Origin of the sequence: Microbacterium galbinum (genome assembly GCF_023091225.1) — a bacterium.
Taxonomy (GTDB): domain Bacteria; phylum Actinomycetota; class Actinomycetes; order Actinomycetales; family Microbacteriaceae; genus Microbacterium; species Microbacterium galbinum.
The window spans coordinates 83,664-98,121 of sequence record NZ_JAHWXM010000001.1 but is presented as its reverse complement, the minus strand read 5'-3'; the positions used below and the strand labels follow the sequence as shown (position 1 = coordinate 98,121).

Genomic DNA, 14,458 nt, shown 5'->3' with positions numbered 1-14,458 from the left:
CCTCAGCCGGCGGCGAGCTCCCGGCTCACGCCGATCCACTCGTCGAGCTTCGACAGCGCCCGCCCATCGTCGATCGCGGCGGCCGCACGCTCGTACGCGCTGCGCAGGCGTTCGAGGATCGGACGCTGCACCTGAGCCGCGTCCTGGGAGAGCTCGAAGGCGACGATGCCCGCTGCAGCGTTCAGCAGCACGATGTCGCGCACCGCTCCCCGCTCCCCCTCGAGCGTGCGACGCAGGATGGTCGCGTTGTGCTCCGGCGCCCCTCCGAGAAGGTCCGAGAGTTCGGCGAGCGGGATGCCGAGGTCCCGCGGATCCAGATCGTGCTCGTGCACATCTCCTCGGGTGACCTCCCAGATCCGGCTGTGGCCGGTGGTGGTGAGTTCGTCGAGTCCGTCATCGCCGCGGAAGACCAGCGCGGTGGCGCCGCGCGTGCGGAACACTCCGGTGATCAGGGGCACGCGCTCGAGCTGCGCCACGCCCACGGCGTTCGCCTCGGCGCGAGCTGGATTGCAGAGAGGGCCGAGCATGTTGAACACGGTGGGCACGCCGAGCTGCGATCGCACGGCTCCCGCGTGCTTGAAACCGGGGTGGAAGGCACCCGCCCAGGCGAAGGTGATCCCCGTGCGGTCGAGGATGGACGCCACGGCGGCCGGATCGAGCGTGAGCTCGAGCCCGAGAGCGCCGAGCACATCGGAGGAGCCGGACGCCGAACTCGCCGCCCTGTTGCCGTGCTTCACGACCGGGATGCCCATCGCACCGATGATGATGGCCGCGGTCGTCGAGACGTTCACGGTGCCGACGCGGTCCCCACCCGTGCCGACGATGTCGAGGACGTCCGGCGACACCGGGAGCGGGACGGCCGCTTCGAGGATCGCATCGCGGAAACCGACGATCTCGTCGATCGTCTCGCCCTTCGCACGCAATGCGATGAGGAATCCCGCCAGTTGCGCCTCGCTGACATCGCCCCGCATGATCTGACGCATGGCCCACGTCGACTCCCAGACGCTGAGGTCGCGACGCTCCAGGAGAGTGGTGAGCACATCGGACCAGGTCAGGGATTCAGCCATGTGTGCGATCCTATCGGCGCCGAGAAAACGTGCATCTCGTCTGTCACGGATGCCGACGGCCGGAGCACCCGCGATTTCCCGCGGATTCACCGACGATTCGCAGTGTTTTCTTAGGGTTACCTAAGTGAAAAGCTGGCGAAACGAGGTGTCCGGGTGCAAGAATCACCCCCGGGAATCGGCCATAATGGAACGGTGACGACCTCAGCGACGTATGCCCCGGCGGCGAGAACCATCAAGCGGCCCAACCCGGTAGCTGTCGGCACCATTGTGTGGCTCGGCAGTGAAGTGATGTTCTTCGCGGGACTCTTCGCGATCTACTTCACGCTCCGAAGCACCTCCCCCGAACTCTGGGCCGACCGGACCGAACTGCTGAACGTGCCGTTCGCATTCGTGAACACCGCGATCCTCGTGCTCTCGTCGTTCACCTGCCAGATGGGCGTCTTCGCAGCCGAGGACCTCCAGGCCTACAAGATCGGCAAGGGCCAGAAGAACGGTGCGGGCCGTCGACGCCTGTTCGGCTGGGGCATGGTCGAGTGGTTCTTCCTCACCTTCGCCCTCGGCGCGGTCTTCGTCTCGGGTCAGGTCTGGGAGTACGCCCAGCTCGTCGCCGAGGGAATGCCCATCAGCGCCGACTCGTACGCTTCCGCGTTCTACCTGACCACCGGCTTCCACGCACTGCACGTGACGGGCGGGCTCGTCGCGTTCCTGCTCGTCATCGGACGCGCGTTCGCCGTCAAGAACTTCCGGCACAAGGAGGCGACCTCCTCGATCGTGGTGTCCTACTACTGGCACTTCGTCGATGTCGTCTGGATCGTGCTGTTCGTCGTAATTTACTTCCTGAAATAAGAGCGGAGCTGATCCCCGAGATGGCACGAGAGAAGAAGCGCCGTTCTGGCGGTCGCCGCAGCCCCCTGGCTGCCGCGGCCCTCATCGGAGCAGGCCTGATGATCACCGGCGCCGTGTACGCCGGCGCATCCGCGGCCTTCGCCGCGACCGACACGCAGACCGCGGCGACCACGCTGACCGTCGAGGACGGCGAGAAGCTGTTCCAGGCGAACTGCGCCACCTGCCACGGCCTCGACCTGCAGGGCACGCCCAACGGGCCGAGCCTCTACGGTGTCGGCGAGCTCGCCACCGAGTTCCAGCTCTCCACGGGCCGCATGCCCCTGCAGATGCAGGGACCGCAGGCTCCCCAGAAGGAGCCGCAGTTCACCGAGGACCAGATCCTCGCGATCTCGTCGTTCGTGCAGTCCACGGCCCCCGGCCCGACCTTCCCCGAGGAGCGCATCCTCGACGGTGAGGGCGACGTGGCTCACGGCGCCGAGCTCTTCCGCGTCAACTGCGCGATGTGCCACAACGTGGCCGCCGCCGGTGGAGCGCTCACCGAGGGCAAGTACGCCCCGGCCCTGACCGAGACCAGCGCGCTGCACATGTACGCGGCGATGGTGACGGGCCCCCAGAACATGCCCGTCTTCGGCGACATGAACCTGTCGGACGAAGACAAGCGCGACATCATCTCGGCTCTCCTGTACCAGCAGCAGTCCGTGCAGATCGGCGGGTTCTCCCTCGGATCGCTCGGACCGGTCTCGGAGGGCCTGTTCGTCTGGATCTTCGGCATCGGCGCACTCGTCGCCATCACCGTGTGGATCACGGCGAAGTCCAACTGACGCTTAATCATCGAAGAGGAACGTACGAGGAGCACCATGGCACACGACGACGACTCGCAGGCTCTTGACAGGGCCTACCAGCCCTCTCCGGGGCTGGGCGTCGCAGTCAGCGACCCTGTGCAGAACCCGGGCCTGCCGCCGCACCGCGAGCGGATGACCGACAAGGACCCGCGCGCGGAGAAGGCCGCGGTCCGCACTGTCTACACGCTGTTCTACCTGTCTCTCGCGGGCAGCATCTGGGCGGTCGCCGCTTACATGCTGTTCCCGATCGAGAGCGGCGCTCTCATCGACATCCGTCAGAACAACCTCTTCATCGGACTCGGCATCGCCCTGGCGCTGCTGTCCCTCGGCCTCGGAGCGATCCACTGGTCGAAGGCGCTCATGTCCGACAAGGAGCACATCGAGCACCGCCACCCCACGCGCGGCAAGGACTCGACCCGCGAGGCCGCGATCAAGGCGTTCTCCGACGCCAACGAGGAGTCCGGCTTCGGACGCCGCGCGATGATCCGCAACTCGCTGTTCGCAGCGCTCGTCGCGTCGATCATCCCCGGCGTGACGCTGTTCCGCGGCCTGGCCCCGCATGCCACCCCGGAGGACCCCTACGCGGGCGACCCGGTGCACCTGCTCAAGCACACCATGTGGGAAGAGGGAATGCGCCTCGTCCGCGACCCGGACGGCACGCCGATCCGCGCCGCCGACGTCACTCTCGGTTCCGCCTTCCACGTGATCCCGGCCGACCTGGCCGAGCTGAGCCACCACGACGGCTACCTCGAGGAGAAGGCGAAGGCCATCGTGCTGATGATGCGTCTGCGCCCCGAGCAGCTGATCGAGGCCGAGGACCGCAAGGACTGGTCGTACGACGGCATCGTCGCTTACTCCAAGGTGTGCACCCACGTCGGATGCCCGGTCGCGCTCTACGAGCAGCAGACCCATCACCTCCTCTGCCCCTGCCACCAGTCGCAGTTCGATGTGACGGATCACGCCAAGGTCATCTTCGGACCGGCCGCGCGCCCGCTGCCTCAGCTGCCCATCACCGTCGACGACGAGGGCTACCTCGTCGCTCGCAGTGACTTCACCGAGCCCGTCGGCCCGAGCTTCTGGGAGCGCCATTGAGCACCGCAACGCTGTCCAAAGAGGACAAGGACACCAAGGCGCCTCTCGGCGGCCGATTCGTCGGCGCCGCGTCGAACTACATCGATGAGCGCACCAGCCTCTCCGGCTTCGTCAAGGAGCTGGGACGCAAGATCTTCCCCGACCACTGGTCGTTCATGCTGGGTGAGATCGCCCTGTGGAGCTTCGTCGTCGTGTTCCTGTCCGGAACCTTCCTGACGTTCTTCTTCCAGGCGTCGATGGTCGAGACCCACTACACCGGTGCGTACGCTCCGATGCGCGGCATCGAGATGTCCGCGGCCCTCGAGTCGTCGCTCCACATCTCGTTCGACCTCCGTGGCGGTCTGCTCGTCCGTCAGATCCACCACTGGGCCGCCCTGGTCTTCGTGGCCGGCATCGGCGTGCACATGCTCCGCGTATTCTTCACCGGCGCGTTCCGCAAGCCGCGCGAGCTCAACTGGGTGATCGGCTTCGTGCTGTTCATCCTCGCTCTCGCCGAGGGCTTCACGGGATACTCCCTCCCCGACGACCTGCTCTCGGGTAACGGTCTCCGCATCATCGATGGCATGGTCAAGGGCCTCCCGCTCATCGGCACCTGGACCTCGTTCCTCCTCTTCGGCGGCGAGTTCCCCGGTACCGACATCGTCGGGCGCCTGTACTCGCTGCACATCCTGCTGCTGCCGATGCTGGTGATCGCCCTGATCGTCGTGCACCTCATGCTCATGATCATCAACAAGCACACGCAGTTCGCCGGCCCCGGCCGCACGAACGACAACGTCGTGGGCTACCCGATGATGCCGGTGTACATGTCGAAGATGGGCGGATACCTGTTCATCGTCTTCGGCACCATCGTGCTGATCGCGACCTTCTTCCAGATCAACCCGATCTGGAACTACGGTCCCTACGACCCCTCCCCCGTGTCCGCCGGAACCCAGCCCGACTGGTACATCGGCTTCGCGGACGGCGCGCTGCGTCTGGCGCCCTCGAACTGGGACGTCGTCTTCCTCGACCACACCTGGTCGTTCGGCATCCTCGTTCCGGTCGCCGTGCTCGGACTCTTCATCGTCGCCGTCGCGATCTACCCCTTCATCGAAGCGTGGATCACCGGTGACAAGCGCGAGCACCACATCGCGCAGCGTCCGCGCAACGCGGCGACCCGCACCGCCATCGGCGTGGCCGGCGTCATCTTCTACGCCGTGCTCTGGGCTGCAGCCTCTTCGGACCTCATCGCGACGCACTTCATGCTCACGATGGAGGGTGTCATCCACACGCTCCAGGCGCTGCTGTTCCTCGGGCCGATCCTCGGTTACTTCGTGACCAAGCGCATCTGCATCGCGCTGCAGAAGAAGGATCGTGAGATCGTTCTCCACGGCTTCGAGTCGGGTCGCATCGTCCGCCTTCCCGGTGGCGAGTTCATCGAGGTGCACCAGCCGGTCGATCAGTACGACCGGTGGAAGCTCATCGACGTCGACGGCTACGAGCCGCTCGTCGTGCGCCCCAACGCCAAGGGCCGCATCCCGTGGACGGAGAACCTCCGGTCGTCGATGTCGCGCTGGTTCTTCGAGGACCGTCTCGCGCCGCTCACTCAGGCCGAGGTCGCAGCCGCGGATGCACACCAGCACCACGTCACGGCTCACAACGAGGAGACCGAGGTCGCCGAGATCCAGGGAGCTCACGAGCGCGCCGGATTCCCGGATGCCCCGATCGAGGCGACCGAGGACCACGTCGACGAGACGCCAAACACCCCGAGCACGGTCATCGCGACCGAGCCCGTGAAGAAGCCTCGCAAGAAGAAGTCGGAGGACGGCGAGTAACGTCCCGCCGCTCCCCCTCTCGAAGGGCCCTGTCCACGCGGACAGGGCCCTTCGATGTTCCCATGGGAGGATCGAAGCATGACGTCCGTAGTCCGACTCATCCGTTCCGACTCCCTCGCCGACACCCCGTACGCCTATGCCGCGACGGCTCCCGCCGGCTCCCGCCTCATCTTCCTGGCCGGCGCCTGCCCGCTCGAAGACGATGGCTCCACGACCGCCCCGGGCGACTACGCTGCTCAGGCAGCGCGCTGCGTCGAGACCCTGCGGGGCGCTCTCGCCGCGTCGGGTGCCGCACTGACAGACGTCATCAGCACGCGCGTGCTGGTGGCCTCCACACGCCAGGCCGACCTCGTCACCGCCTGGAACGTCGTAGAAGCGGCATTCGGATCCCACGATGTCCCGAGCACCCTTCTCGGTGTCACGGTGCTCGGGTACGACGACCAGCTGGTCGAGATCGAGGCGATCGCCGCGGTGCAGGGAGCCTGACGGTGAGCGGCACAATCCGCCCTGCCCTCTCGACCGACGCCGAACACGTGCAGGCGATCGAGTCGGCAGCGGATGCCCTCCTCATCGACGCTCTCGGCGCCTGGGAGTGGCCCGACGCAGAGGACGGCGCGGCCCGCCTCGCGGCTCCCGGGTTCATTCTGCTCATCGAAGACGAGGACACGCGCTCCCCCGTCGGATTCGTGCACGTGCTCGACGCGGACGGACACGCGCACCTCGAACAGCTGTCGGTGATTCCCTCGGCGGGACGGCAGGGGCACGGGCGCGCTCTGGTGCGCGCCGCCCTGCGTGAGGCGCACGAACGTGGCTACTCCCGTGTCACACTGCGCACGTACGCCGAGGTGCCCTGGAACGCACCGTTCTACGCCACCTGCGGATTCCTCGAGAGCCTCCCCGAGACGGCTTTCCAGCGAGCTCTGATCGACACCGAAGCAGAGCTCGGGATCGATCGCTACGGTCGCCGGGTGCAGATGACGGCCGACGTCGACGACCGGACGCACCTGGCCGGAAAAGACCCACGAGCGACCGATTGATGAGCGCGGACCGACCCGTGCCTCTCCTACTCTGAGAGACATGATCGATCGCGCCGACTACTTCGCCGCCAAGCTCGCCTACGAGACCGACGCCAGTGACGTCCATGCCGACCTTAGAGCGGGGAAGCCGCTGGTCGTGATCGACGTGCGCTCCGCCGAAGCCTGGGCCCAGGGACGCGTCGCCGGCGCGACGCACATGCACTACAGCGAGATCGAGACCCGAGCGCCTGCAGAGCTCCCTGCCGACAGCGAGGTCGTCGTCTACTGCTGGAGTCCCGGATGCAACGCCGGCGCGAAGGCGGCCCTCGCCTTCGCCCGCCTCGGCTACGCGGTGCGCGAGATGATCGGCGGATTCGAGTACTGGGCTCGGGAAGGTTATCCGGTGGAGGACGCGGATGGCGTGCACCACCGGCCCGTCGACCCGCTCACCGGAATCCCTCGGATACGCAGCCGCTCGTGACGCAGAAGAGGCCCCCGGGAATCCCGGGGGCCTCTTCGTTCGTTCGCCCGATCAGCGAGCGAAGTTACCGCGGTAGTACTCGTACACCCAGCCGACGATCGCGACGACGAAGATCGCCAGGCCGATCGGCAGGAGGAAGTGTCCGACGGCCAGACCGACCACGAAGACACCGGCGGAGGCCGCCAGGACCAGCGGCCACCACGACCACGGGCTGAACTCGCCGAGCTCGGGGTCGCCGTCGTCGATGTCCGACGTCAGGATGTCTTCCGGCAGCTCTCCACCCTGCGCATTGTGCGTGCGGTCGAGGTAGAACGCGATCATCGCGCCCATGAAGGCGGCGAAGAACAGTGCGGTCGTGCCGACCCACTCGATCCGCATGGCGAAGTTGTCATCCGGCGTCGCGAGGATGTGCCAGCCGGTGTAGATCACTCCGACCAGGGCGAAGAAAGCGGTGAGAATCCACCAGAGAATGACGTTGTCGCGCATGGCTCAGTGGACCTCTCGCTCGCCCGGAGCCGTGGTGGCGAACTCCGCTGCTTCGGGGTGATTCAGATCGAAGGCCGGGCGCTCGCTGCGGATGCGCGGGATCGACGTGAAATTGTGACGCGGCGGCGGGCAGGAGGTCGCCCACTCGAGCGATGCTCCGTAGCCCCACGGGTCGTTGACGGTGACCTTCGGCGCCTTGCGGGCCGTGATCCAGACGTTCAGGAAGAACGGCAGCATGGACGCACCGAGGATCATCGCACCGATCGTCGACACCTGGTTCTGCCAGGTCCAGCCATCGGCCGCAGAGTAGTCCGCGTAACGACGCACCATGCCGTCGACGCCCAGCCAGTGCTGGATGAGGAAGGTCATGTGGAAGCCGATGAACAGCATCCAGAAGTGGACGTAGCCGAGACGCTCGTTGAGCATGCGTCCGGTCCACTTCGGCCACCAGAAGTAGAAGCCGGCGAACATCGCGAACACGACGGTTCCGAAGACGACGTAGTGGAAGTGCGCCACGACGAAGTAGGAGTCCGACAGAGCGAAGTCGAGCGGCGGGGCCGCCAGGATGACACCCGTCAGACCGCCGAAGACGAACGAGACGAGGAAGCCGAGCGAGAAGACCATCGGAGTCTCGAAGGTCACGGACCCTCGCCACATCGTGCCGATCCAGTTGAAGATCTTCACACCCGTCGGCACGGCGATGAGCATCGTCATCAGCGCGAAGAACGGGAGCAGCACGGATCCGGTGACGTACATGTGGTGAGCCCACACGGCCACGGAGAGAGCGGCGATCGCGATCGTCGCGTAGACGAGCGTCTTGTAACCGAAGATCGGCTTGCGGCTGAACACCGGGAAGATCTCCGAGACGATGCCGAAGAACGGCAGCGCGATGATGTAGACCTCGGGGTGCCCGAAGAACCAGAACAGGTGCTGCCAGAGCAGGACGCCGCCGTTGGCCGGGTCGTAGATGTGGGCACCGAGCACGCGGTCGGCGCCGGCGGCGAAGATCGCGGCCGCGAGGACCGGGAATGCCATCAGGATCAGGAGGCTCGTGACGAGCGTGTTCCAGGAGAAGATCGGCATGCGCCACATCGTCATGCCCGGTGCACGCATCGTGATGATCGTGGTGATGAAGTTCACCGCGCCGAGGATGGTGCCGAATCCCGAGATTCCGAGTCCGAGCATCCACAGGTTTCCACCCGCTCCCGGCGAGAACGAGGCGCTCGCGAGGGGCTGGTAGGCGAACCATCCGAAGGATGCCGCGCCCTGAGGGGTGAGGAAGCCGGCGACGGCGATCGTCGATCCGAACAGGAAGAGCCAGAAGGCGAAGGCGTTCAGACGCGGGAACGCGACATCGGGGGCGCCGATCTGCAGGGGCAGGATCGCGTTGGCGAAGCCCGCGAACAGCGGCGTCGCGAACATCAGCAGCATGATGGTGCCGTGCATCGTGAACAGCTGGTTGTACTGCTCCTTCGTCGGGATGATCTGCATACCCGGAGCGAAGAGCTCGGCGCGGATGACGAGGGCCATCACTCCTCCGAGGAGGAAGAACAGCACCGAGGCGATGAGGTACATGTACCCGATCGTCTTGTGGTCGGTGGAGGTGATCCACTTGACGACGATGTTGCCCTTCTGCTCGACGCGCGAAGAGCTCATGAGCGAGGCCTGGCGCGGGGGCAGAGTCGTGGGACGGGAGCGGTTCGCCTCGTCGGTGCGGGGTGCTTCAGTCGTCGACATGGCTTACTCCTCTCCTTCTTCGGAGTCGTTCTTCGGGGTCGTTCCGGGGTAGTTCGACAGACGGTCGTAAGCGTCCGTGATGTCTCCCGTGTTGCCCTTGTCCTTGAGGGTCTCGAGGTACGCGTCGTACTCGTCCTGCTCGACGACCTTCACGTTGAAGAGCATCATCGAGTGGTACTCGCCGCAGAGCTCGGCGCACTTCCCGGCGTACTCCCCCACGCGGGTGGGGATGAACGACCAGGAGTTGTCCTTGCCGATGTACATGTCCTTCTTGTAGAGGAAGTCGATGATCCAGAAGGAGTGGATGACGTCGCGGGACTGCAGCTTGATCGTGACCTTCTGGTCGACCGGGAGCACCAGGGTCGGCAGCTGCGACTGGTCGATGTTGCCCTCGGCGTCGGGCTGGGCCTGAATACCCATCGTCCAGACGGTGTCGTCCTCGGAGTCGGCGTCGTACTGGAAGTCCCACGCCCACTGCTTCGCGATCGCGGTGATCTCGACGTCGGGGTCGTCCCACTGCGTCTCGATCGCGGCCTGGTCACGCGCGGTGAAGAAGAACATCCCGAGCACGAGGATCAGCGGCACGATCGTGTAGAAGATCTCGATCGGCATGTTGTAGCGCATCTGGACGGGAAGACCCGTCTGGCCCTTGCGACGGCGGTATGCGATCGCGGCCCAGGCCATGAGGCCCCAGGTGATGACACCGACGGCGAGAAGGACGATCCAGGAGTTCACCCAGAGCGACGACACGCGCTCGGTCTGGTTGGTGGCAGCGGGGCCATCATCGACGAAGCCGGGGAGATAGCCGTTCAGCTCGGCGGTGGTACATCCCGCCAGGGCCACAGCTGCCGCGACTCCCAGAGGGAGTGCGGCCCAACGAAGGCGGCGGCGTTTCGAGGGCACGATGCACCTTTCAGATTGCGGATAGGGCACACCCAAGTCTAGAGCAACCTCACACCCGATTCATGCCAACCACGCAGGTTGACGGGGTGGTTCCGCTCAGTGGAAGCTGTCGCCGCAGGCGCAGCTGCCGGCCGCGTTGGGGTTGTCGATCGTGAAGCCCTGCTCCGAGATCGAATCCTTGAAATCGATGGATGCACCATCGAGGTACGGCACGCTCATGTTGTCGACGATGACCTCGACGCCGTCGAAGTCGACGGTCTCGTCGCCCTCGAGGTAGCGCTCGTCGAAGTAGAGCTGGTAGATCAGGCCGGAGCATCCGCCGGGCTGGACGGCGACGCGCAGGCGAAGGTCGTCGCGACCCTCCTGCTCGAGCAGGTTCTTCACCTTGGTCGCGGCCGCGTCGGTGAGGCTGATGCCGTGGGCCTTGGTGGTCTCTGAGGTCAGGGTGGTGTCGCTCATGTCGCTCCTTGTGACGGGCCGCAGTCGCACGGCTTTCCCCGCAATTCTACCGCTGCCCTCGGCGAAGTCGGCGAGATCCGGAGAGAACCGTGCGACTGAGGGTCACTGCGGGAGCGTGAGAGCGTTCATCCGAGCCAGCAGGAGCGCCTCGGTCGCGACCGCGTTGCGGAAGGTATCGAGATGCAGCGACTCGTTCGGGCTGTGGGCGCGGGAGTGCGGATCCTCCACGCCGGTGACGAGGATCTGCGCCTCGGGGAACTCCCGCACCAGGTCGGCGATGAACGGGATGGAGCCGCCGACGCCCAGATCGACGGGAGGGACGCCGTACCCGTCTCGCATGGCGTCGCGTGTGAGCGCGACCGCCCATCCGGAGGTGTCGACGAGGAAACCGTTACCCAGGTCGACGTCGGAGAACGTCAGCTCCGCGCCGAACGGGGCGTGCGCACGCAGGTGACGTTCCAGAGCCTCGTACGCTTCCTGCCCGGTCTGGCCCGGTGCGACGCGGGCGCTGATGACGACCGTCACTTCGGGGAGGAGCGTGTTGGAAGCCGCGGCCACGCTCGTGGCGTCGATGCCGATCACGGTGACCGACGGCTTGTTCCAGATGCGGCTGAGGATCGTGCCCCCGCCGATGGGCATCGTGCCGGGCAGGAGCCCGGCCTCATCGCGCAACGTCTCCTCGGTGTACTCCGGTGTCGCCGCTTCCCGTTCCGTCATCCCGTCCACGGCCACCGAGCCGTCGGCGTTCCACAGCGTCGAGAGGAGCGTGACGGTCGCCATCATCGCGTCGGGCACCGCCCCACCGAACATCCCCGAGTGCGAGGCGTGGTCGAGGGTGCGGACGCGCATCGTGAACCGCGCGTTCCCCCGCAGCGACACGGTGAGTCCGGGCGTCGTCGAATCCCAGTTGCCCGAATCGGCGACGACGATCGCATCGGCACGCAGAGCTTCCTTGTTGTCGGAGAGGAACTGCGCGAACGAGCGCGAGCCGTACTCCTCCTCGCCTTCGATGAACATCGCGATCCCGAGATCGAGGTCGTCGCCGATCACCTCCGCCGCGGCGCGGATGGAGGCGATGTGCGCCATGATCCCTGCCTTGTCGTCGGCCGCTCCCCGCCCATAGAGGCGACCGTCGCGCACGGTCGGCTCGAACGGCGGTGTCTCCCAGAGCGCGTCATCCCCGGGAGGCTGCACGTCGTGGTGCGCGTAGAGCAGGATCGTGGGACGCCCGTTCCGGGCCGCACGGGTCGCCAGGACGGCGGGCTGTCCGTGCTCGTCCGTTCCGGGGATGTCGGCACGGAGGATGCGCACCTCGTCGAAGACGCCGGTGTCCGTCGCGAGCGCCGCCACGGCCTCGGCACTGCGCTCGAGCTGGGTCTGATCGAACGCCGGCCAGGCCATTCCCGGGATGCGGACGAGGTGCCCGAGGTCCGACAGCGCGGCCGGGTTCCCGGTCGCCACCGCCTCGAGGATGTCCGTTTCGGAGACAGGGGGAATCTCAGCAGAGGTCATGCGAGTAATCTTAAGGTGATCCCCCGTCAGCGAACCGAGGAACCTCGTGGCCACTACTCCTGCATCCCCTTCGACGAACGACGACGCCGCCGAGACGCCCGCCGTCGGAAAGGGCCGGGCGACGCCGAGCCGCGCCGAGCAGGAGGCCGCCCGCCGTCGCCCCCTCGTGGCCAACACCAAAGAGGCCAAGGCCGCGGCCCGCGCCGAGCTCAACGAGCGACGAGCCCGCGCACAGGCCGGTATGGCCGCGGGTGAGGAGAAGTACCTCCCGGCCCGCGACAAGGGCCCGCAGCGCCGCTGGGTGCGCGACTACGTGGATGCCGGCTGGCACCCCGCCGAATTCGTGATGGCTGTGATGGTGCTCGTGATCCTCGCGACGCTCGTGCCGTTCAGCACTCTGGTCTCCTACTACGCCTACCTCGTGATGATGGCGTACCTCGTCATCGCGATCGGCGGAATGATCCTCCTCGGCATCCGCGTCAAGCGCAAAGTCGCAGCGAAGTTCGGACAGGAGCGCATGGAACGCGGCCTCGGCTGGTACGCCGCGATGCGTTCGCTGCAGATGCGCTTCATGCGCCTGCCGAAGCCGCAGGTCAAGCGCGGCCAGTACCCCGACTGATCCGGTCCCGTTCACGAAGGAACGCCTCGTCTCCCTGCGGAGACGAGGCGTTCCTCGTACGGGCGTCAGCCCTGCGACAGAGGTAGGCGATTCCGGAGTCCGCGATTGATCTGACGGGCCCAGAGCGGACCGCGGTAGAGGAACGCCGTGTATCCCTGCACCAGCGTCGCGCCGGCCGCCAGGCGCTCCTCGACGTCGGAGGCCGTCTCCACTCCCCCGACCGCGATGACGCAGAAGTCCGCGGGCACCGCGGCGCGTACGACGCGCAGCACCTGGAGCGACCGTTCCTTCAGCGGCGCCCCCGACAGTCCGCCCGCACCGGCCGCCGCGACGATCGCGGGGTCGGTGCGCAATCCGTCTCGACTGATCGTGGTGTTGTGGGCGATGATCCCCGCGAGTCCCTCGGCGACGGCCATCTGAGCGATCGCGGTGATCTCCTCGTCGGGGAGATCGGGGGCGATCTTCACCAGCAGCGGCGTCGCACCCGAGGCGTCGCGCACGGCGCGCAGCAGCGGGGCCAGCGTCTCGACCGCCTGCAGACCGCGGAGTCCCGGCGTGTTCGGCGACGAGACGTTCACGGCGAGGTAATCGGCGAGCGGCGCGAGCCGGGTGGCCGAGGCGACGTAGTCCGCGGTCGCGTCCTCGACGTCGACGACACGGCTCTTGCCGATGTTCACGCCGATGACGGTGTTCGGGGCACCGCGCCGCAGCCTCGAGAGCCGCCGTGCGGCGGCATCCGCTCCCTTGTTGTTGAAGCCCATCCGGTTGACCACCGCACGGTCGGGCACGAGCCGGAAAAGCCGTGGCTTCGGGTTCCCGTCCTGCGGGATCGCCGTGATCGTCCCGACCTCCACGTGACCGAATCCGAGTGCAGCGAATCCGCGCACGCCGACCGCGTTCTTGTCGAAGCCCGCGGCGATGCCGAACGGCGACGGGAAGGTCAACCCGAGGGCCTTCACCTGCAGCGACGGATCGGGACGCGTGAGCGAGCGGGTGACGGTCGAGAACGGCGGCACACCGAGCACACGGATCACCGCCATGCCGGCGTGGTGGGCGAACTCGGGATCGAAGCGCGAGAGGACAGCGCGGAAGAGCAGCGGATACATCACTGCCAGATTACCGGTCGGCGGACTCCGCCTTCGCGTGGTCGGCTCGGAGATCGGTGATCGCGGATTCGAAGTCCTCGAGCGAGTCGAAGGCCTGATACACGCTCGCGAAGCGGAGGAACGCCACCTCGTCGAGATCGCGGAGCGGGCCGAGGATGGCGAGTCCGATCTCGTTCGTGTCGAGCTGCGAGACACCCGTCTGTCGAACGGCCTCCTCGACGCGCTGCGCCAGGATCGCGAGGTCCGCTTCGGTGACCGGGCGGCCCTGGCAGGCCTTACGGACGCCGGAGATGACCTTCTCCCGGCTGAACGGCTCCATCACGCCCGAGCGCTTGATCACGTTGAGGCTCGCGGTCTCGGTGGTCGTGAACCGCCCGCCGCACTCGGGGCACTGTCGGCGTCGGCGGATCGAGAGGCCGTCATCGCTCGTGCGCGAGTCGATCACACGCGAATCGGGATGACGGCAGAAGGGGCAATGCAT

General features: G+C 66.7%; 16 protein-coding genes. 8 read left to right on the top strand and 8 right to left on the bottom strand.

Translation table 11 applies throughout. The features are described from left to right. Nucleotides 1-2 precede the first annotated feature (2 nt). A complete protein-coding gene (trpD, locus tag KZC52_RS00475; protein ID WP_247622114.1) occupies nt 3-1,067 on the bottom strand; it encodes an anthranilate phosphoribosyltransferase in 1,065 nt (354 codons plus the stop codon). A 192-nt stretch (nt 1,068-1,259) separates the two neighbouring features. On the opposite strand from trpD, the gene ctaE reads away from it, so the two are divergent. The 7 genes from ctaE to KZC52_RS00440 all read left to right on the top strand — a co-directional run bounded on the left by ctaE (nt 1,260) and on the right by KZC52_RS00440 (nt 7,155). Next, nucleotides 1,260-1,913, top strand: a complete 654-nt coding sequence (ctaE, locus tag KZC52_RS00470; RefSeq protein WP_440748432.1) for an aa3-type cytochrome oxidase subunit III — start codon at nt 1,260-1,262, stop codon at nt 1,911-1,913. Nucleotides 1,914-1,933: 20 nt separating this feature from the next. After that, on the top strand, nt 1,934-2,734 hold the full coding sequence (qcrC, locus tag KZC52_RS00465; protein ID WP_247622113.1) for a cytochrome bc1 complex diheme cytochrome c subunit: 801 nt from the start codon (nt 1,934-1,936) through the stop codon (nt 2,732-2,734). A gap of 36 nt (nt 2,735-2,770) precedes the next feature. Continuing rightward, on the top strand, nt 2,771-3,847 hold the full coding sequence (qcrA, locus tag KZC52_RS00460; RefSeq protein ID WP_247622112.1) for a cytochrome bc1 complex Rieske iron-sulfur subunit: 1,077 nt from the start codon (nt 2,771-2,773) through the stop codon (nt 3,845-3,847). Next, on the top strand, nt 3,844-5,658 hold the full coding sequence (gene qcrB / locus KZC52_RS00455) for a cytochrome bc1 complex cytochrome b subunit (protein WP_247622111.1): 1,815 nt from the start codon (nt 3,844-3,846) through the stop codon (nt 5,656-5,658). The genes qcrA and qcrB overlap by 4 nt, the downstream gene beginning before the upstream one ends. A gap of 78 nt (nt 5,659-5,736) precedes the next feature. Next, nucleotides 5,737-6,144, top strand: coding sequence for a RidA family protein (locus KZC52_RS00450; RefSeq protein ID WP_247622110.1), 408 nt, complete (start codon nt 5,737-5,739; stop codon nt 6,142-6,144). Nucleotides 6,145-6,146: 2 nt separating this feature from the next. Next, on the top strand, nt 6,147-6,695 hold the full coding sequence (locus tag KZC52_RS00445) for a GNAT family N-acetyltransferase (protein ID WP_247622109.1): 549 nt from the start codon (nt 6,147-6,149) through the stop codon (nt 6,693-6,695). Nucleotides 6,696-6,735: 40 nt separating this feature from the next. After that, on the top strand, nt 6,736-7,155 hold the full coding sequence (locus KZC52_RS00440) for a rhodanese-like domain-containing protein (protein WP_247622108.1): 420 nt from the start codon (nt 6,736-6,738) through the stop codon (nt 7,153-7,155). A 51-nt stretch (nt 7,156-7,206) separates the two neighbouring features. Here KZC52_RS00440 and KZC52_RS00435 read toward each other — a convergent pair whose 3' ends face one another. The 5 genes from KZC52_RS00435 to KZC52_RS00415 all read right to left on the bottom strand — a co-directional run bounded on the left by KZC52_RS00435 (nt 7,207) and on the right by KZC52_RS00415 (nt 12,252). Next, nucleotides 7,207-7,641, bottom strand: a complete 435-nt coding sequence (locus KZC52_RS00435) for a cytochrome c oxidase subunit 4 (RefSeq protein WP_247622107.1) — start codon at nt 7,639-7,641, stop codon at nt 7,207-7,209. Nucleotides 7,642-7,644: 3 nt separating this feature from the next. After that, on the bottom strand, nt 7,645-9,378 hold the full coding sequence (gene ctaD, locus KZC52_RS00430; RefSeq protein ID WP_247622106.1) for an aa3-type cytochrome oxidase subunit I: 1,734 nt from the start codon (nt 9,376-9,378) through the stop codon (nt 7,645-7,647). 3 nt (nt 9,379-9,381) lie between these two features. Then, a complete protein-coding gene (gene ctaC / locus KZC52_RS00425) occupies nt 9,382-10,281 on the bottom strand; it encodes an aa3-type cytochrome oxidase subunit II (RefSeq protein WP_247622105.1) in 900 nt (299 codons plus the stop codon). 96 nt (nt 10,282-10,377) lie between these two features. Next, nucleotides 10,378-10,740: an iron-sulfur cluster insertion protein ErpA gene (gene erpA / locus KZC52_RS00420; protein ID WP_247622104.1), complete on the bottom strand. Its 363-nt coding sequence runs from the start codon at nt 10,738-10,740 to the stop codon at nt 10,378-10,380. Between the two features lie 102 nt (nt 10,741-10,842). Further along, a complete protein-coding gene (locus tag KZC52_RS00415) occupies nt 10,843-12,252 on the bottom strand; it encodes a dipeptidase (RefSeq protein WP_247622103.1) in 1,410 nt (469 codons plus the stop codon). Nucleotides 12,253-12,298: 46 nt separating this feature from the next. Here KZC52_RS00415 and KZC52_RS00410 point away from each other — a divergent pair, with 46 nt between their 5' ends. After that, nucleotides 12,299-12,871 carry a DUF3043 domain-containing protein gene (locus KZC52_RS00410; RefSeq protein ID WP_247622102.1) on the top strand — a complete coding sequence of 191 codons (573 nt, stop codon included), beginning with the start codon at nt 12,299-12,301 and terminating at the stop codon, nt 12,869-12,871. Between the two features lie 65 nt (nt 12,872-12,936). Here KZC52_RS00410 and KZC52_RS00405 read toward each other — a convergent pair whose 3' ends face one another. Next, nucleotides 12,937-13,977, bottom strand: a complete 1,041-nt coding sequence (locus KZC52_RS00405) for a quinone-dependent dihydroorotate dehydrogenase (RefSeq protein ID WP_247622101.1) — start codon at nt 13,975-13,977, stop codon at nt 12,937-12,939. Between the two features lie 10 nt (nt 13,978-13,987). Next, nucleotides 13,988-14,458 (bottom strand): transcriptional regulator NrdR, encoded by a 471-nt coding sequence (nrdR, locus tag KZC52_RS00400; protein WP_247622100.1) that lies wholly within the window; start codon nt 14,456-14,458, stop codon nt 13,988-13,990.